General features: G+C 74.7%; 13 protein-coding genes. 8 read left to right on the top strand and 5 right to left on the bottom strand.

From position 1 onward, the window contains the following. Positions 1–97: 97 nt before the first annotated feature. From WMF46_RS01805 to acpS, 3 genes are all read right to left on the bottom strand, one after another. A complete protein-coding gene (locus tag WMF46_RS01805) occupies positions 98–781 on the bottom strand; it encodes an RNA polymerase sigma factor (protein ID WP_437984013.1) in 684 nt (227 codons plus the stop codon). Between the two features lie 211 nt (positions 782–992). After that, the gene (locus WMF46_RS01800; protein WP_437984012.1) at positions 993–2,789 is read right to left on the bottom strand and encodes an NAD(P)H-hydrate dehydratase; all 1,797 of its coding nucleotides are present in this window, start codon (positions 2,787–2,789) and stop codon (positions 993–995) included. Next, positions 2,786–3,310 carry a holo-ACP synthase gene (gene acpS, locus WMF46_RS01795; protein ID WP_437984011.1) on the bottom strand — a complete coding sequence of 175 codons (525 nt, stop codon included), beginning with the start codon at positions 3,308–3,310 and terminating at the stop codon, positions 2,786–2,788. Before acpS ends, WMF46_RS01800 begins: the two co-directional genes overlap by 4 nt. A gap of 357 nt (positions 3,311–3,667) precedes the next feature. Between acpS and WMF46_RS01790 the strand changes: the two genes are divergently transcribed. The 8 genes from WMF46_RS01790 to WMF46_RS01755 all read left to right on the top strand — a co-directional run bounded on the left by WMF46_RS01790 (position 3,668) and on the right by WMF46_RS01755 (position 16,432). Then, the gene (locus WMF46_RS01790; RefSeq protein WP_437984010.1) at positions 3,668–5,395 is read left to right on the top strand and encodes an Eco57I restriction-modification methylase domain-containing protein; all 1,728 of its coding nucleotides are present in this window, start codon (positions 3,668–3,670) and stop codon (positions 5,393–5,395) included. 74 nt (positions 5,396–5,469) lie between these two features. Beyond that, the gene (locus tag WMF46_RS01785; RefSeq protein WP_437984009.1) at positions 5,470–7,737 is read left to right on the top strand and encodes a DUF4139 domain-containing protein; all 2,268 of its coding nucleotides are present in this window, start codon (positions 5,470–5,472) and stop codon (positions 7,735–7,737) included. A 19-nt stretch (positions 7,738–7,756) separates the two neighbouring features. After that, on the top strand, positions 7,757–9,466 hold the full coding sequence (locus tag WMF46_RS01780; RefSeq protein WP_437984008.1) for a DUF4139 domain-containing protein: 1,710 nt from the start codon (positions 7,757–7,759) through the stop codon (positions 9,464–9,466). Positions 9,467–9,641: 175 nt separating this feature from the next. After that, entirely contained in the window at positions 9,642–9,998 is a 357-nt protein-coding gene (locus WMF46_RS01775) for a cupin domain-containing protein (RefSeq protein WP_437548953.1), read from the top strand. Positions 9,999–10,014: 16 nt separating this feature from the next. Continuing rightward, entirely contained in the window at positions 10,015–11,043 is a 1,029-nt protein-coding gene (locus WMF46_RS01770; RefSeq protein ID WP_437984007.1) for a phosphatase PAP2 family protein, read from the top strand. 2 nt (positions 11,044–11,045) lie between these two features. Then, positions 11,046–11,939 carry a hypothetical protein gene (locus tag WMF46_RS01765; protein ID WP_437984006.1) on the top strand — a complete coding sequence of 298 codons (894 nt, stop codon included), beginning with the start codon at positions 11,046–11,048 and terminating at the stop codon, positions 11,937–11,939. A gap of 38 nt (positions 11,940–11,977) precedes the next feature. Beyond that, on the top strand, positions 11,978–12,682 hold the full coding sequence (locus WMF46_RS01760) for a thioredoxin family protein (protein ID WP_437984005.1): 705 nt from the start codon (positions 11,978–11,980) through the stop codon (positions 12,680–12,682). 429 nt (positions 12,683–13,111) lie between these two features. Next, positions 13,112–16,432, top strand: coding sequence for a protein kinase domain-containing protein (locus tag WMF46_RS01755; protein WP_437984004.1), 3,321 nt, complete (start codon positions 13,112–13,114; stop codon positions 16,430–16,432). Between the two features lie 21 nt (positions 16,433–16,453). On the opposite strand, the gene WMF46_RS01750 is transcribed toward WMF46_RS01755, so the two are convergent. Further along, entirely contained in the window at positions 16,454–16,975 is a 522-nt protein-coding gene (locus tag WMF46_RS01750) for a J domain-containing protein (protein ID WP_437984003.1), read from the bottom strand. A gap of 13 nt (positions 16,976–16,988) precedes the next feature. Beyond that, positions 16,989–18,209 (bottom strand): GNAT family N-acetyltransferase, encoded by a 1,221-nt coding sequence (locus WMF46_RS01745; protein WP_437984002.1) that lies wholly within the window; start codon positions 18,207–18,209, stop codon positions 16,989–16,991. Positions 18,210–18,242 lie beyond the last annotated feature (33 nt).

Genomic DNA, 18,242 nt, shown 5'->3' with positions numbered 1-18,242 from the left:
CCTGGCGAGGAACGCTTCCTCGGTGGCACGACGATGGTAGGGGGCGCGGATCACCGCGGCAAGCAGCCGCAGCGCGCGGGCGCGGCGCCGCGATCGCTCATGCTGCCGCGGCCTTCACGTCGCTCCTCGCCTCGGCCTTGCCGTCCGGCGCTTCGCCCCGCAGCACCTCGGCGAGCAGCTTCCGGCCTCTGTGCAGGCGGCTCATGACGGTGCCGACCGGGACGCCCAGCCGCGTCGCTGCGTCCTTGTAAGACATCTCCTCGAGGTCCACGAGCACCAGGGTGTCACGGAAGGTCGGCGGGAGCGTCGCGAGCGCGCGCCGCACGCCGGGCGAGAGCGCGTGCATGTCGGCGCAGCGCTCCGGCGCCGTCCAGGCGCACGGGTCGGTCGCGAGCACGTCGAGGGCGTTGCGCTCGCGACGGCTGCGCCGGCAGCGGGTGATGAAGACGCTGAAGAGGATCTGGTGCACCCACGCCCGCAGGTTGGTCCCGGGCTCGTAGCTCCCCGCGAACCGGATCGCGCGCTCCACCGTGTCCTGCACGAGGTCCTCGGCCGTCGCGGGCGTCCGGGAGAGCCGCAGCGCGCGGCCGAACAGCTCCGGTGTCATTTCGACAAGGCCCCGGAGCAGCTCGTCGACCGCGCCCCGCGAGCCCTCTCCCGGCGCCGTCCGCGCCGCGCGCGCCACACCGAAGGACGGCCCGCGCCCGAGCGCGCGCGTCGCGCCGGGCGGCGGCGCTAGGTTCGAGGACCGGGCGGGGGCATGAGCGGCGTGGACGAGCATGACGGGACCTCCTGCGTAACCGGCACTGGCAAGGCAGGTGCCACCGCGCGGACCTCGCAAAGGCCGCGGATCACGCCGAACGGCGCGGGCGGAGACACGCGGGCGCGTGTCAAATCGACAGCAGGGAGAGCGGGCGCGCCAGGGTGGCGAGCCGCCCCGCGGCGCGCCAGGCGGCGCCGGACGGGGGCGTCCGGCGGAGCAGGCGCTCGCGTCACGTCGAGAGCGGGTCGCTCCCGGCGGCCAGCGCGGCGATCAGGCCCGGGACCAGCTCGGCGATCTCGCCCGCGAGCAGCCCCCGATCGCTGCCCGTCTGCGCGCGCCACACGTCGCCGGCGAGCGCGTGGATCAGCACCCCGGCGCTCGCCGCGGCGGTGGGATCCATCGAGCACAGGAGGGCCGCGATCATCCCGGTCAGGACGTCGCCCGAGCCGGCGGTGGCGAGCGCAGGGTTGCCCGCCATGCAGATGAACATGCGGCCGTCCGGGAGCGCGATGATCGTGCGCGCCCCCTTGAGCACGACGATCGCCCGGGTGAGCGCCACGGCCTCGCGCACGGCGCCGAAGCGGTCCTCCTCGACGGCCCGAGCGCTCCGGCCCAGGAGCCGCCCGAGCTCGCCCGAGTGCGGCGTCATGATGAGGCTCCCGCGCGCGGTCGCGAGCGCCTCCGGGCGGCCCACGAAGTGCGTCAGGGCGTCCGCGTCGACGACCTTCAGGCCGTCCCAGCCGAGCACGACGTGATCCACCGCGGCCCGCGCCCGCTCGTCGAGGCCGAGGCCCGGGCCGATGGCGACCGCCCGCCGCCCGGCGAGCGCGTCGTCGAGCGACGCCGCGATGCGGGCCGGATCGATCGAGGTCGTCATCAGCTCCACGACGCGCGACTCCATCGCGCGCGCGGTGTCGGCCCAGGTGCAGATCGTCACGAGGCCCGCGCCCGTCCGCATCGCCGCGCGCGCGGTCAGCAGCGCGGCGCCGAGCTTGCCCGACGAGCCGGCGATGACGAGCACGTTGCCCGCCTGGTGCTTGTAGACGCTCGCCTCGCGCGGGCGCAGCGACGAGCCGATCGTCTCCTTGCGGAGGACCTCCGCGACGTGGCCCACGTGGGCGAGGATCGGCCGGTCCGGGACCCCGAGATCGACGACGTGCACGTTGCCCGCGAGCCGCGCGCCCTCGGGCGTGAGCAGGCCGATCTTGAGGTGGCCGAAGGTGACGGTCTCGTCGGCCTGCACCGCGGCGCCCAGCGGCGCGCCGCTGTCGGCGTCGAGGCCCGAGGGCACGTCGAGCGCGATGCACAGGCAGGTCGCCGTGTTGAGGACGCCGATGACGTCGGCGAGGTGGCCCTCGATGGGGCGGTCGAGGCCCGTGCCGAAGATCGCGTCGACGAGGAGGTCGGCCCCCGTGAGCGCGACCTCGAGCGGGGCGAGGGACGCGCCCGGGGGGAGCTCGGTCAGCGCGCCGCCGAGATCCACGTACGCGTCGTGGTTGATGCGGCTATCGCCGGTGACCTTCTCGGACCGGGCGGCCAGGAAGACCTGGACCTCCGCGCCGCGGGCGAGGAGGTGGCGCGCCACGACGAAGCCGTCGCCGCCGTTGTTGCCGGCCCCGCAGACGACGACGACGCGGGCGTGGAGGGGGTACGTCGCGGGCTGCCCCGGGCTCGGGACGTGCCGCACCGGGAACGATCGGATGCGCGCGGCGCGGGCCTCCTCGGCGTCGCGGCGGCCGTTCGGCGGCGGCGGGACGCTCCCGGGGCGGCCCCGGAGACCCGCCCCGGAGGGCAACGTCGCCGGCCAGAACGCCCGCGCGGGCGAAAGGCCGGACGCGAGCGGGTGCGGCCCGCGGTGCGCGACGTCGCCGGGCTGCCCGGCGCTGCGCCCCTCGATGATCGCCGAGATCACGTCGGCGGCGCCGCGGCCGGCGTTCTCCATGAGGACGACGCCGGGGACGTGGCACTGGTGGATCGCGTGTTTGTCGAAGGCGCGCATCTGCGCGCGCGATAGGACCGGAATCACGAGCGCTCTTTCCCTTCATCCAGGCTGAATCGGCTCTCGCCGTCCTCGTCCGCTTCGGTCGGGGATCGGCTCTCGCCGTCCTCGTCCGCTTCGGTCGGGGATCGGCTCTCGCCGTCCTCGTCCGCTTCGGTCGGGGATCGGCTCTCGCCGTCCCCTTCCAGGATAGCCACCGCCGCCGCCACGCCTGCATCATGCGTGATCGACAGGTGGACCCGCTGGACGCCCATGCGCTCGGCGAGCGCGCGCGCCGGGCCGTGGAGCGCCATCGTCGGCGGCATGCGCGGCGCGCCGCGCACCTCCAGGTGGTGCCAGCTGACGCCCGGCGCGCCGGCCATCGCCTTCACCACGGCCTCCTTCGCGGCGAAGCGGCCCGCGAGCGCCGTCGCCCGGTCCACGCGGTGCGCGAGCGAGCGGCGCTCTGGCTCCGACAGCACCCGCTCCCAGAACCGCTCCCCCCACCGCGCGAGCGCCTCCTCCATGCGTCCGATGCCGCAGACGTCGATGCCGATGCCGAGGATCACGCGCCCGCCTCGCTCGACCGAGCGTCCGGGCCGGCGGCCGGCGGTTGCACGGCGCCTCCGCAGGCGACGCTCGCCGCGATGCGATTGGCGGGACGGACAGACACGGGGAAGGCCATGTGGCGACTCTACCCCATTCGATGGCGACGCCTCCTGAAACGCGATCCGCGCCTCGCCCCGAGCGCGGAAGCAGACGCAGACGCAGACGCAGAAGCGCGCCTCGACGGCGGCACGCGAACGGGGAAGAGGCCCGGCGCGAGGCGGCCGGCCGCGGCCTCGGGCGCCGCGACCGCGCGGCGAGCGCGGCCGTGGAGCGTCGCCCGCGCGCGCCGATCGCGGCTACCATGGCTCGCGGCGCCAATGCAGACAGCCCTCGATCTGACGGTCATGCTCCCGCAGAGCGCCTACGATTACGGCGAGCGCTCGTCGGGCGAGGCCCACGGCGTGGTGCTGACCAAACCCCACGTCGTGAATCTCATCCTCGATCTCGCGGGCTACACCGCGGACCGGGATCTCGCGTCGCTGTCGCTGCTCGAGCCAGCCTGCGGCCACGGCGCCTTCCTGGTCCCCGCCGCCGAGCGGCTGATCCAGTCGGCGCGCCGCCACGATCGCGACCTCCTCGAGATCGAGCCGGCGATCCGCTCGTACGACGTCGAGCGAGCTCACGTCGACCGCGCGCGCCTCGCGGTCGCCGGCGCCCTCGCGCGGCTCGGGCTGCCGCAGGGCGACGCGACGCGCCTCTCCGAAGCCTGGATCGCCCACGGCGACTTCCTGCTCACCAGCCAGGGACGTCTGTTCGACGCGGTGGTCGGCAACCCGCCCTATGTCAGGATCGAACAGCTCTCGCCCGAGCTCCAGGAGGAGTATCGACACCGGTACAGGTCGCTCTACGACCGCGCCGATCTCTACGTCGCGTTCATCGAGCGCGGCCTCGAGCTCCTCGCGCCCGGCGGGGTCCTCTCCTTCATCTGCGCCGACCGGTGGACCCTCAACCGGTACGGCGCGCCGCTCCGCCGGATGCTGTCGACGTGGTTCCGGGTGCGGTGCTACGTCGATCTGCGCGGCGCCTCTCCCTTCGAGTCCGAGGTCGTCGCCTACCCGTCGATATTCGCCGTGTCGCCCGGCAAGACGGGGAGCGTCCCTGTCGCGACGCTGCGCACCGCCTCGCCGGAGGAGTGCGAGGCCGCCTCCGCCGCTCTTCGACACGCGGAGGGACGCGCGGAGGGGCGCGCGGAGGCGGGCGCGGCGGAGCGCGGCTCCGGCGTCGCCGTGTCGGAGTACGCTTCCTGGTTCGAGGGCGACGACCCGTGGGTGCTCGGCTCGCCGGAGCACCTCGAGGCCCTGCGCGCGCTCGAGGCGCGGTTCGCGCCGATCGAGGAGGTCGGCGGGACGCGCGTCGGCATCGGCGTCGCCACCGGGAACGACAGGATCTACATCGTCGGCGAAGAGGTGGATATCGAGCGCGATCGCCTCGTGCCGCTCGTCATGCGAGGCGATATCGAGGACGGCCGCATCCGCGACGCCAGGCGGTTCGTCATCAATCCCTTCGGATCCGACGGCAAGGTGGTCAATCTCGAGGAGTACCCCAGGCTCTCCGGGTACCTGCACGCGCACGAGGCCGACATCAGGAGGCGCTACATCGCCCGGCGGGGCGGCGCCGGCTGGTTCCGCACCATCGATCGCGTGGTTCCGGGGCTGACCAACGCCCCGAAGCTGCTCGTCCCCGACATCGCGGGCTCCAACGAGGTGGTCTATGACGAGGGCAGGTTCTATCCGCACCACAATCTCTATTTCATCACCTCGGAGGGCTGGGACATGGAGGCACTCGGCGGGCTGCTCGGCTCCAGGGTCGCCCTCTTCTTCGTGTGGTCCTATGCGGTCAAGATGCGCGGAGGCTACCTGCGCTTCCAGGCCCAGTACCTGCGGCGGATCCGCCTGCCCCCGCCGGAGAGCGTCGCGGAAGAGCTGATGAGCGATCTCCGCAGCTCCTTCCGGCGGCGCGACTTCGGCAGGCTCGACGAGCTCGCGCTGCGCGCCTACGGCATCGACGCGCTGCCCGGGTTCGGCTTCCTCGACACGAGGAGATAGCCCGCTATCCGGGCCCACGCGCGGCGTGGTACCGTCGCGCTCTCACGGGGCGTTCGCGGGCGAGGGGACGAGCGATGACGGCCGAGAAGATCGAGTGCGCTAGCCGTATCGAGGGGGTCGTCGTGTACGCGCGCGGGGCCATCGTCACCCGCCGCGTCGAGCTCGCGGCGCCGCTCCCCCGGGGGGCGGTCGAGATCTCGGTGCCGGGGATCACGCCGCTCGCCGAACCGGGGAGCTTCCGCGCGCTCATCGACGCCGCGGGCGGCGCCGCCGCAGGCGCCCCGGCGGGCGCGGCGGCGGTCTCAGGGCCCGCGCGCGATGTGCGCGACGTGATCGGCGTGCGCGCGCGGCTCGTCGTGCCCCCGGCGCCCGTCTCGAGGACGGCGCTCTCCGCCGAGCTCCGCGAGCTCGAGCTCGCGATCGCGCGCCTGTCGGCGGAGCGCGACCACCTCCGCCTCTGGCGCGACCAGCTCGGCGCCGTCGCGCTCGATCCGGAGCTCGCGCGGCGCTTCCGGCCGGGCGACCCGGCGGCCCGCATCCGCGACGCGCTCGCGGTGAGCCGCCTGCTCTCGGACGAGCTCGCCGCGCTCGACGCCCGCGCCGCCGCGCTCGACGCGGAGCTCGAGCGCGCCCGGAAGGAGCTCCTTGCCGCCCAGATCGACGCCGCCCAGGCCACGAGCGGCGAGGTCGAGGAGCGCGACCCGGCGCGCCTCGACGTGGTCGTGCGGCTCGCGCCGGAGCGCGGCGGCGCGGCCGGGGAGCCCGCGCTCCGGCTCGAGTACGCCGTGTTCGCCGCGCGCTGGTGGCCCGCCTACGCGGCGCGGTTCTCGCGCGGCGCGACCGAGGTCGCCTTGCAGCTCGACGCCCTCGTCGCGCAGGCCTCGGGCGAGGACTGGAAGGACGTGCGCCTCGCGCTCGCCACGGCCGATCTCGTGCAGGACACGCGGCTGCCGGAGCTCGCCTCGCTGCGGCTCAGCCGCGCGCAGCGCCCACGGCGCCGCGGCTACCGCCCCGCGCCGGAGGGGCTCGACGCCATGTTCGAGGGGTTCGACAGCTTCGTCGCCGCCCTCCCCGAGCCGGCCGCGCGGACCACCGCCGCGCCTGGAAAGCTCACGCGCACGCGTGGGGGCGACGAGGCCACACGGAACCGGGCCAGCCCGGAGCCCCTCGCGGCCATGAAGAGGCTAGCGCCGCCTGCGCCGTCCGGCGCGGGCGCGCTGCCGCCCCCGGTGCAGGCCGCCGCGCCGATGGCGTTCGCCCCGCCGCCCCCGATGCCGGCGGCCGCGCCGATGCCGCTCGCCGCGCCGGCGCGCAAGTCGCGCGGGCTGTCGCTCCCGTCGTTCGGCGGCTCCGGGGCGCCGCCCCCGCCGGCTCCCCAGGCGAGCGCGCCCCCGGCCCCCCGGAGCGCCCTGGGCTCCGCGGCGAGCGTCGAGGCCGCGGCCAGCCTCGAGGAGGAATGGCTCGCTCCCGAGCAGGCGCAGGAGGGCGCCGGGGCCGCCCCGGCGCCGCTCGAGCCCGCGCAGGTCGAGGAGTGGCTCGACTTCGACGCGCTGCACCTCCCCGGCGCGGGCAAACAGCGCGGCCGGCTCGCGCGCGACGAGCCCGGGCCCTCGCGGCGCGACGCGCGTCGGGCGGAGCAGGACATCGCGGACCTCGGCGCCCCGCCCCGGGCCGTGGATCCGCGCGACTCGCGCGGGCAGTTCGACCACCTCTACGTCGGCGAGAGCGCCGCCGACGTGCCGTCGAACGGCAGGCTCCACCGCGTCGCGCTGGGCGCCGCGCGCGCCCCCGCCGCGCCCCGGTTCGTGACCGCGCCCCGCGAGGCCGCCGAGGTCTACCGCGAGGCGCGCGTCGAGAACCCGTTCGACGCCCCGCTGCTCGCGGGGCCTGTCGACATCTTCGTCGACGGCGCCCTCGCGGCGCAGTCCGCGCTCGGCCGCGTGGACCGGGGCGGCCTCCTCCGCGCCGGCCTCGGCGTCGAGGAGCGGATCCGGGTCGCCAGGAACGCGCGCGTGGACGAGTCGAGCGCCGGCCTGCTCGGCGGCTCGCTCGCCGTCGAGCACGCGGTCGTCATCGACCTCTCCTCGTCGCTCGGGATGGGCGTCGAGGTCGAGGTCCTCGACCGCATCCCGGTGACGGACGACAAGGACGTCGAGATCAAGCTCCTCTCGTCGCAGCCGAAGGCCGAGCCGTACACGCAGGAAGAGCTCGGCGAGCCGGTGCGCGGCGGGCTGCGCTGGCGCGTCCCGATCGCGCCGGGCGGCAAGGCCTCCGTCACCTTCACCTACCGCGTGGTGTTCTCGTCCAAGAACGAGATCGTCGGCGGTAACCGTCGGGAATAACAAAGGAAACGAGCGCACCATGGCAACGGATGCGAGCGGTTCGGACCTGGCTGGGCGGAGCGCCAGCGGAGGCGGAGGGAGCGACGGGAGCGGCGGCCACGAAGGCGCCCGCGCGCCGCACCCGAGCGTGGCGCGCGCCGTGACGCTGTTCGAGGATCGCGCCGAGGTCGTGCGCGCGGCGCGCGTCGAGGTCCAGGCCGGGGCGCAGTGGATCGCGATCGGCGGCGTCTCGGTGTTCGTCGACGAGCGAACCGTGCAGGCGCGCATCGCGGGCGCTGGCGCGGGCGCTGACGACGCGCGCGTGACGGCGGCGCGCGTACGGTGGAGGGCGCACAGGGAGGCGGCGCTCGGCCGCGAGGCGATCGACGCGCTGGAGCGCGAGGAGCGCGAGGCGTCGCTGCGGGCCGGCGCCGCGGAGCGGGCGCGGGACCGGGCGTCGCGCCGCGAGGCCCACCTCGACCAGCTGCTCGCGAAATGGGCGCGGGCGATGAGCGAGGTCCCGAAGGACGCCGGCGAGCCCGCGCGCCTCGCCTCGTGGCGCGGCGGCGCCGAGGCGCTGCACGCGGCGCTCGCCGAGGCGCTCGGCGCGTCGGCGGACGCGCGCGCGGCGCGGACGCGCGCCGAGGAGGACGCCCGGCGCGCCGCGGCGCGGCTGCGCGAGGGGTCGGTCGAGCAGCCGCGCTATGAAGCGGTGATCGAGGTCGAGGTGCACGCCCCCGCGCCGCAGCCCGTCGATATCGAGCTGACGTACCGCGTCGCGTGCGCGATCTGGCGCCCCGAGCACCTGGCGCGGCTCGCCGCCGGCGCCGCGGGCGCGGGCGGCGCGGCGGCGCAGGGGCCTGGCGGCTCGATCGAGCTCACCACCTGGGCGGCGGCGTGGCAGGCGACGGGCGAGGCCTGGGAGAACGTCACCGCGCGCTTCTCGACCGCGCGGCCGTCGAGGAGCGCCGAGGCGCCGCTGCTCGAGGACGACGTGCTCCGCGCGCGGCGCAAGACGGAGATCGAGCGCCGCCGCGTGATCGTCGAGGCGCGCGACCAGGCGATCGCGGCGGCCGGGCTCGACCGCGGAGCGCGGGCCGTCGACGAGATGCCGGGGGTGGACGACGGCGGCGAGCCGCTGATCTTCGAGGCGGCGGAGCCGGTGACCCTCCCCTCCGACGGCCGCCCGACGCGCATCGAGATCGCGCGGCGCTCGCTCCCCACCGAGCTCGCGCTTGTGCTGTACCCCGAGGTCCACCCCGCGGCCCACCTGCGCGCCACGGTGACGCTGGACGGCGGCGGCGCCGGCGGACGGCCGCGCCCGCTGCTGGCGGGCCCGGTGCGCGTCGCGCGGGGCGGCAGCCTCATCGGCCGCGCCCGGCTCGATTTCGTGGGCGCCGGCGAGCCGTTCGAGCTCGGCTTCGGCGTGGACGACGCCGTGCGCGTGCGGCGCACCGTCGACGAGGAGCAGGACACCGCCGCGATCACGGGGAGCCGCAAGATCCGCCGCCGTGTGAAGCTCTCCGTGTCCAACCTCTCCAGCAACGTGAAGCGGGTGCTGGTCACCGAGCGGATCCCTGTCAGCGAGGTGGCCGAGGTCGAGGTCGCGCTCGGCGAGGCCCCCGGCTGGACGCTGGACGAAAAGGACGGCTTTCTCCGTGGCCACGTCGAGCTCCCTCCGAAGGGGTTGAAGACGCTGTCGTTCAGCTACGAGCTCCGCGCCGCAGCGAGCGTGGTGCTGCCTTTTTGAAGCCAGGAAACGCAGAGAGCGGGAACGTGGAAGGAGACAAGGAGAGAAGCACGGAAGCCGAGACGCCGACGGCCGCCGTCGCACGGTTCGCGCGGAGCGCCGTTGACAGGACGCAGTGCGCTTCGGTAACGGATCGATCTCCCAGCGGCTTCACTCGTGAAGGAGGAGGATCGCCATGAGGCAGCAGATCGACGGGGCCGTGGTGCTGACCGCAGCCGACGAAGACGTGATGGAGTATTTGCCCAACCGAGGCGTCTTCATGGCGCAGCTGCTGGGAAGAGACCGCGGGAACGCCTTCGGCTTCTACAGGGGCACGATGGGCCCCGGCTGTGAGATCTCGCGCGAGCTCCACACGGAGACCACCGAGACCATCTACATCCTGGCCGGGCAGGCGCTCGGCATCGTCGGCGATCGCGAGGTGCCCCTCGGCCCCGGCCAGATGATGCACGTCGAGACGAACGTACACCACGGGCTGCGCAACGCGGGCGCTGGGCCGCTCGAGTTCCTCGTCATCGGCCACCCCGATTTCTGATCGCGCGGTCCGCTCCTTGAGGTGCGCCGCGCCCCTCCGGTTCGCCTCCAGCGCGCTCGCCCTGACGGCGGTGCTCGGCGCTGCAGCGGCGCGAGCCGAGCCGCCTGCAGCGGCGCGAGCCGAGCCGCTCGCGGCGCCGTCCGGCGCGGCGACACGGGGAGCGGGCGACACCACCGCCCTCCGTTCCAGGGCGGCGCTGCCGAGCGCGCCGCGCCGTACCGCGCCGGAGGCTCTCTCTCGCGCGCGGCCCGAGGTCGCGTGGGATCCGGCCTGGCCGCGCTTCCGCGTGAGCGAGTATGTGGCCACGGGGCTCCTGGCCGCGACCGCGTTTGGCACGCTCGCCATCCCGCCGTCGGAGGGCCGGTGGACGACGGTGAACGGCTTCGACGGCTCGGCGCGCGGCGCCCTGCGCATCCGCAGCGATCGCCAGCGCGAGATGGCGCGGGACGCGAGCGATCTCCTGCTCACGCTGATGACCAACCACCTCGCGGTGGACGCCCTGCTCGTGACCTGGTGGGGGCACGGCCGCGGCAGCGTCGCCTGGGAGATCGCGATGATCGACGTCGAGGCGCTCGCGCTGAACGCGGCCCTGAACGGCGTCGTCGCGGGGCTCACGAGCCGCGAGCGCCCCTACCGCGCCGGGTGCGCCGGGCCGGAGGAGCAGCAGGACCGCGACTGCCGGGGGAGCAAGCGGTACAGGAGCTTCTTCAGCGGCCACAGCTCGACCGCCTTCACGGCGGCTGGGCTCGTGTGCTCGCACCACGCGCGCCTGCCCCTGTACGGCGGCGGCGCCCCCGACGCGCTCGCGTGCGCCGCGTCGCTCGGGACGGCGGCGGCCGTGGCGACGCTCCGGGTCGTCTCCGACCAGCACTTCGCGACCGACGCGCTCACGGGCGCGGCGGTCGGCGCCCTGACCGGCCTCGGGCTCCCGTGGCTCCTGCATTACCGCGGCGGCGCCCCCGCCTCGGACGCGCCGCGCGGGGACGGCATCACGCTCAGCTTCGCGCCCGCGCCGCTCGGCGGGTATTTGGTGGGCAGGTTCTAGCGATGGCGCTCCGCCACGCGCTGGCCGCCGCCGCGGCGCTCGCCGCGCTCACCCTGCTGCCCGCCGGGGCCGGCGCCCAGGATCCGGCCGACCTGCCGTCGCCCGCCGGCGAGCCGCCGCCGGTGCCCTCGGGCATCGACCTCCTGCAGAAGCGCTCTTACTGGGCGCGGAGCGCCGCCGCGCGCCCGTTCGTCTCCGCGCTGATGGATCTCGGCGTGATCTATTTCAGGCCGAGCCTGGCGCTCGGCGTGGGCAAGCCGCACTGGTCCTGGCTCGGGATCGAGGCCTACACGAGCGTATCTCCGAACGGCGGCGCGGAGTACCTGGGCCTCCGCGCCGCGCTGCCCGGCGTGGAGATCCGCGGCGGCGCGCGGTACGCCTTCTCGACGACCCAGTACTTCCTCGAGCCTCGGGCGTCGTACACGCGCAGGGACACCGAGCTCATGCAGGGCCCCCCGTCGCGGTACGTCGCGGCGGAGCTCGAGGTGTCGGGCTCGATACCCTTGCTCGGAGGCAGCCTGTTCGGCGTCGCGACCGGCTATGCGGTGCTGGGGACGCCGGAGGGGTTCTACCTTTACGAGGAGGCGCTCCACGCGGTGATGAAGCCGCCGTACCTCTACCGGGCCCGGCTCGGCTACATGGCGGAGATGGACCGGTTCGGCGAGCTCCGCCTGGGCGCCGCCGCCGAGGTGCTCGGCAACCCTGGCCGCGACAGCGTCGTCGTGCGCGTCGGCCCCGTGCTGGCCGTGTCGTTGACGCACCACCTGGACGCGGTGGGGACGGTGATGGTGGTGGCCGCGACGCCCGATCAGCTCGGCCTGCTGGGCGCGGATCTCGGCCAGCTCGGCCTTCGGTACCGGTGGGCGACCGGCGATCACTGGCCGGAGTTCCCGTGACGCATGCGCCTGCCGCGACGCGTGGTAAGCGTCCCCGTATGAACAAGCTCATTTCCCTGACGTTCCTCGCCGCGGCCCTCGCGGCGTGCACGCAGCCCGGCGAGGCGAGCGCGCCCGCGGCCACCGGCGCCGCCGCGCCGCAGCCGGCCAAGGCCGACGCCCCGAAGGCGAAGGCCGCGGACGCGCCGGCGGCTCAGGCGAAGGCGGCCCAGGCCAAGATCGGCCAGCCCGCGCCCGATTTCACGCTGCCGGACCTCGACGGCAAGCCCGTCAAGCTGGCCGATCACAAGGGCAAGACGGTCGTCCTCGAGTGGTTCAACCCCGGTTGCCCGTTCGTGCAGCTCGCGCACCGCCAGGGCGGCCTGAAGGACGTGCCGGCGCAGCAGACCCAGAAGGGGGTCGTGTGGCTCGCCATCAACTCGGGCGCTCCGGGCAAGCAGGGCACCGCCAAGGAAGAGAACGTGAAGGCAAAGGGCGAGTTCGGGATGAGCTACCCGGTCCTCATCGACGAGAAGGGCGATGTGGGGCGCGCGTACGGCGCCCAGCGCACACCGCACATGGTCGTCATCGATCCGCAGGGTACGGTCGTCTACGCCGGCGCCATCGACAGCACGAAGGGCGGTGAGCCCGAGCCGGGCGAGCAGGTCACGAACTACGTCGATGCCGCGCTGACCGAGCTCGCCGCCGGCAAGGCGATCTCCACGAAAGAGACCGAGGCGTTCGGCTGCACCGTCAAGTACTGACCAGCCCGCCGGCGGGCCCATGAGCAGCGGAGCAGCTGAACCCACCTCGGCATCATGTCGCGCGCCCCACAAATAGCGTCGCGGACGGCGTCCGCTCCTTGCTGCTCTCTCGTTGGATCGTTCATTGGCGCTGTCGTCGGCGCGGCGCAGAACGTCGCAGAACGTCGCGCCCGCCGCCTGTTCCCGCCCCACGCCCATCGCCGCGTCGAGCGCATCGCACCTGGCCCCCTCGCGGCGACAGGCCCAGTCCGGGGTGTTGACATGGACGTAAACTCAGGTTTACCGTTGGGCGACAGTTTTGTCATATCGCTCGTAGCTCACGCCTGAAGCGAGGCGCTCACTGGCACGCGGCCGGGCGGTCCGGGATGATGGCGATTCGAGGCCATGCGCTGGGGGGCTCCACCTTCGCTGTTGAAAAGGGTCCGAGTCATGAGCCGAATGGGAGGAGCGGGCCCGGAGAGTGCGAACGCCGCGTGGCCGGCGAGCGAGGAGCCCACGTCCCGCCCCGTCTCGATCGCGCCCCAGAGCAGGCCGCCCCGCTCCGCCCCGCCGGGGAGCTCGGGCGCCGGGCAGGAAACGGTGTTCCAGTGCGTCGAGCCGCCCTCGTCGCGCGTGCCGAGCAGGTTTCCCATCCGCAACTGGGATCGGTATGAGTGCGAGTCGCTCATCGGGAAAGGGGGAATGGGCACGGTCTACAAGGCCAGGGACCCGCGACTCCACAGGTACGTGGCGCTCAAGCTGATACGGGGCAACGATCCGGAGCTCGCCCAGCGCTTCATCTGGGAAGCGCGGGCCCAGGCCCGGGTCGAGCACCCGAACATCTGCAAGGTGTACGAGGTGGGCGAGGCGCAGGGCCAGCCGTTCATCGCCATGCAGTACATCGACGGCCAGCCGCTCCACCGGGTGGCGCAGCAGATGTCCCTCGAGCAGCGGGTGAAGATCGTGGCCGACGTCGCGGACGGCCTGCACGCCGCCCACCGGCTCGGGCTGATCCACCGCGACATCAAGCCGGCGAACATCCTGGTGGAGCGGACCGCCGAGGGCGCCTTCCGCCCCTACCTCCTCGATTTCGGGCTCGCGAGGGACACCGCGGCGGACGCCCGAGCGACGGCGAGCGGCGAGGGGACGCCAGCGTACATGGCGCCCGAGCAGGTGTCCGGGGGCCAGCGCCAGCTCGACCGCCGCACGGACGTCTACTGCCTCGGCTCCACGCTCTACGAGGTCCTCGCCGGGCGCCCGCCGTTCGTCGACCCCTCGGTGACGAGCCTCATCGCCCGCGTGGCGCGCGAGCTGCCGGCGCCGGTGCGAAAGATCGACAAGCGGATCCCCGTCGATCTCGAGACCATCGTGATGAAGTGCCTCGAGAAGGAGCCCCAGCGGCGGTACGACTCCGCGAAGATGCTCGCGCTCGATCTCGAGCGCTACCTCGAGGGGGAGCCGATCGACGCGCGGCCGATGGGCATCGGCTACCGCGCCCTGAAGCGCGCCAGGAAGCACAGGCTGGCGGTCGCGGCGGCCGCCGTGGCGCTCGTCGTGCTCGCGCTCTCGGGCGCCGTCGCCCTCCGCGCGAAGCTCGCCGCCGCGCGGCAGGCCGAGCTCGCCGCGCGCGTGGCGTCCCTGGCCGAGGGCTTCGGTCAGGACGTCAAGGAGATGGAGCTGTTCATGCGCTACGCCTACGCGCTCCCCCTCCACGACGTGTCGCGGGAGAAGGAGGTCATCCGGGCGCGCCTGGGCGAGATCGACCGGAAGATGCAGGGCATGCGCGAGACGACGGGCGATCTCGTCGAGGGCCCTGGCCGCTACGCGCTCGGGCGCGGGCACCTCGCGCTGCACGAGCCCGAGGAGGCGCTCGCGCACCTCGAGGCGGCGCTCGCGAGCGGGTATGCCACGCGCGAGGCGAAGTTCGCGGCGGGCCTCGTGCACGGCGTGCTCTACCTGAAGGGGCTCGATCGGGCGCGGCGCCTCGCCGACAAGGGGGAGCGGTCCGCGCATAAGCTCGAGCTCGAGGAGCGGCACAAGCAGCCGGCGCTCAGGTACCTGAGGGACAGCGTGAGATCGGCCGCCGAGCCGCCGTCGTACGCCGTGGCGCTCATCGCGCTCTACGAGGGGCGGTTCGACGAGGCGCTCGCCGACGCGCGGCTGGCGTTCGCGCGGTCGCCCTGGGAATACGAGGCGAGGAAGCTCGAGGGCGACGTCCTGCTCGCGAAGGGCACGGCGGCGCGCGACCTCGGGGAGCACGCGGCGGCGCTCGTCGAGTTCTGGGGCGCCGTCGCCTCGTACGAGGCCGCTGCGGAGATGGCCGAGAGCGATCCCGACGTCCACGAGGCGGCCGCGCGCGCCCTGAGCGAGATCATGCTGATCGAGGCGCAGCGCGGCGGAGACGCGGAGGAGGTCGTCGCGCAGATCATCGCCCGGTGCGACAGGGCGCTCCGGGCCAACCCGCGGGCGAGCGGCGCGCTCGCCAAGAAGGCCTGGGCGCTCGTGCACCGCGGAAGGCGCGACCTGTCGCGCGGCTCGGACCCGAGATCGGACCTCGTCGAGGCGGTCGCGGCCAGCGAGCAAGCGGTCCAGGGCGACCCGTCGGACGCGACCGCGTACGGCGCGATGGGGGCGAGCTTCTTCCTCCTCGCGTCGCACGAGAGCGCCGTGGGGCTCGACGCGTGGCCCTCGCTCGGCCGCGCGGTCGACAGCGCGCAGCGGTCGCTCGCGCTCGACCCGAACTCCTTCTGGGCGTGGAACGACGCCGCCATCGCCTACGGCATGATGGCCGAGTACGCGGCGTCCCGCGGCGCCGATCCCCTCCCCCTCTTCGAGATCGGCGCGTCGTACGCCGAGCGGGCGATCGAGATCGCGCCGAACGACATGCCGCCGCTCCTCAACCAGGGCTGGCTCTACGCGCGGCGCGCGCAGTACGAGCTCGACCACGGAGCGTCGCCCGAAGAGTCGCTCGACGTGGCCAAGGACAGCCTCGAGGCGGCCCTGCGGCGGCGCCCGGACAGCTACCGCGCCTACAACAACCTGGCCCTGACGTACCTGATCCAGGGCCGGCACGAGCGGCTCACCGGCGGGAGCCCGGAGGTCTCGCTCGCGCGGTCGATCGAGGCGTACGGCGCGGCGGCGCGCCTCAACCCGGACGATCTAGAGGCGAAGCAGGGGGCGGGCCTCGCGCGCATCGAGGCGGCGCACGGGGCGCTCCTCCGGGGAGGCGATCCGACGGCCGCGCTCCGCGCGGCGAGGGGCGCGATCGAGCCCATCGTGGCCGCGAGGCCGCAGCACGCGGGGGCGCTCCTCGCGCTCGGGCACATCGAGCTGCTCTCGGCGCGGTGGGCCGCGTCGCGCGGCGGGAGCCCTGCGGCGGCGCTCGACGCCGCGGAGCGCTCGCTGCTCCGCGCCCTCGAGGCGAACGGGGGCAATCCGAGGATCTTCGGCGCCCTGGCCGAGGTCCACCGGCAGCGCGCCGCCCTGACCGGGCCGGGGCTCCTCGACGTGCGCTCGGAGGTCGAGGCGGGGCTCGCGCTGATCGAGCGCACGCTGGCCATCGACCCGGGCTTCCCGCTGGCGAGCGCCAGGAAGGGCGCGCTGCTCCTCCTGAGGGCGAAGGTGGAGCGCGAGCGCGCGGCGCGCCTGGATCTGGCCCAGCGCGCCGGGGCCTTGCTCGACGAGGCGCTCCGCGGCAACCCGCTGCTCGCGCGCGAGTACGCGCCGCTCCTCGACGAGGCGCGGAAGGTCGCCGCGGCGAGCCACCCTTAGCCCCAGATCCCCGTAGCTCCGCTACCGGCGCTTGGGCCGCGCGAGCCTGGCCATCGCCTCGTCGTGGGCCCACTTGACGCGCATGAACTCGCGGGCGTCGCCGCCGCGATCGGGGTGCGTGACGAGCGCGAGCCGGCGGAACGCCTGGCGGATCTCGTCCGCGCTCGCCGCCTCCGCCAGGCCGAGCACCGCGAACGGCGACACGCCGCGCGCGGACGCCGGCCGCGACGGCGCGCGGCTCGACGGCCCGGGCGGCGGCGGCGGGGGCGCCTCCCGCCGCGCGCGCGCCTTGGGCCACGGGGGCTCGCCGCGCAGGACGCGCGTCCAGGCCGTCGCCCACGCCGGCTCGATCTCGACGAGCGGGCGCCCGGCCGCGCGCTCGGCCTGCGCCCGCGCCTCCTCGACGGTCCGCGCGCCGCCCTGGCTCGCGTCCGGAGGGCGGAACGGCTCGCGCGCGGGCTCGGCCGTCCACCAGGCGGCCCACAGGAAGCGGCGACGGCGGGTCGGGGTCACCGCGTAGACGCCGCGGAGCGGGAGCGTCATCGGGGCCTGGCCTTCAGAAGATCTCGGGGCACCACGGGGCGCGCGCGGCGCGGAACAGGCTGTCCGCGCGCTCGATGGCGCCTCCGGAGAGCGCCTCGACCTGGCCCGCGTCGGCCATGCAACGGAGCGAGACGCCGCCGAGGTACGCCGAGCCGAGCGCCGTGATGTCGAGGCGGAGGTCCGGCGCCGCCGTGGTCCGCGTCGCGCGCCGCTCGCCCCCGTCGAGCTGGAACCGGCCCGCGTTCCAGGGGCAATCGCGGTCGGTGATCTCGAGCGTGAGCGCCTCGCCGCTGCCGTAGGCGCGCGCCGCGAGCGCGGCCTCGACGTCCACGATGCGCACCCACAGCCCGTCGCTCGCCGTGAGGCGCAGCCGCCGCGGCTCGACGAGGAGCATGCCGAGGGGATGATCGGGCGGCAGGAGGCTCGCCTCGATCCGCTGCGCCAGGTCGATGTCGAAGAGGTACCGCCAGACGAGCCTCGTCCCGAGCGGCGAGGCGCCGATCGCCTCGATGACGCGGACGGAGCCGATCGGGATCGAGGACGCGTCAAACCGGTGGTGCACGCAGTACAGCGCGTAGGCCTCGGCGCGCCCGTCGACCTCGATCACGACGCGCTGGAGCGGGCCGCCCCCCTGGCGGATGAAGTCGTTGTCGGAGAGCCGCCGGCCCCGCCACCAGGGCTCCGAGCGCGCCAGCATCCCGGGGACGAGCGGGCGGGCGCGCTCCCAGACCGGCGAGAACGCCTCGAGCGCCTCGGCTTCCCCGAGCAGCCGCGCCCGGCCCTCCGCGCTCGCCTCCCCACGGAACGCGGTGCGATCGCGCTCGATCGAGATGGAGCACGCCTGCGACGCGAGGCCGTAGCCGAAGCGGCCGTAGATGGAGCCCTCCGTGGCCCAGAGAGCGGAGATCGGCTGCCCCGCGGCGCGCGCCTCGTCGATGTGCCGCCGGACGAGGCGCGTGAGGATGCCGCGGCGGCGGTGCGTCGGCATGACCCCGACCATCGTGAGCCCGGCGACCGGGACGGCGCCGCCCGGCGTGGTCATCGTGAGCGAGAACGAGCCGGCGGCCCCGACGAGCGACCCGCCGTCGTACGCGCCGAGGCCATACGTGAGCTCCCGGAGCCGCTTCGTCGCCTCCAGGCGCTCGGTGTTCACGAGCGCGCCGAAGGCGGTGAGGATGGGATGGACGAACTCGCCGTGCTGCTCGGGGGCCAGCTGCCGCAGCTCGATGGTCATCCGCCCACGATAGCAGTCGCGCCGGCGCCCTCG

Origin of the sequence: Sorangium sp. So ce117, assembly GCF_051524395.1 — a bacterium.
GTDB lineage: Bacteria > Myxococcota_A > Polyangia > Polyangiales > Polyangiaceae > Sorangium > Sorangium cellulosum_B.
This window is presented reverse-complemented; position numbering and strand designations above follow the sequence as displayed.

Coding starts and splice junctions, on each gene's coding strand:
- WMF46_RS01805 (WP_437984013.1), bottom strand. CDS start 781: ATGCTCGTCCACGCCGCTCATGCCCCCGCCCGGTCCTCGAACCTAGCG.
- WMF46_RS01790 (WP_437984010.1), top strand. CDS start 3,668: ATGCAGACAGCCCTCGATCTGACGGTCATGCTCCCGCAGAGCGCCTAC.
- WMF46_RS01785 (WP_437984009.1), top strand. CDS start 5,470: ATGACGGCCGAGAAGATCGAGTGCGCTAGCCGTATCGAGGGGGTCGTC.
- WMF46_RS01780 (WP_437984008.1), top strand. CDS start 7,757: ATGGCAACGGATGCGAGCGGTTCGGACCTGGCTGGGCGGAGCGCCAGC.
- WMF46_RS01775 (WP_437548953.1), top strand. CDS start 9,642: ATGAGGCAGCAGATCGACGGGGCCGTGGTGCTGACCGCAGCCGACGAA.
- WMF46_RS01765 (WP_437984006.1), top strand. CDS start 11,046: ATGGCGCTCCGCCACGCGCTGGCCGCCGCCGCGGCGCTCGCCGCGCTC.
- WMF46_RS01760 (WP_437984005.1), top strand. CDS start 11,978: ATGAACAAGCTCATTTCCCTGACGTTCCTCGCCGCGGCCCTCGCGGCG.
- WMF46_RS01755 (WP_437984004.1), top strand. CDS start 13,112: ATGAGCCGAATGGGAGGAGCGGGCCCGGAGAGTGCGAACGCCGCGTGG.
- WMF46_RS01750 (WP_437984003.1), bottom strand. CDS start 16,975: ATGACGCTCCCGCTCCGCGGCGTCTACGCGGTGACCCCGACCCGCCGT.
- WMF46_RS01745 (WP_437984002.1), bottom strand. CDS start 18,209: ATGACCATCGAGCTGCGGCAGCTGGCCCCCGAGCAGCACGGCGAGTTC.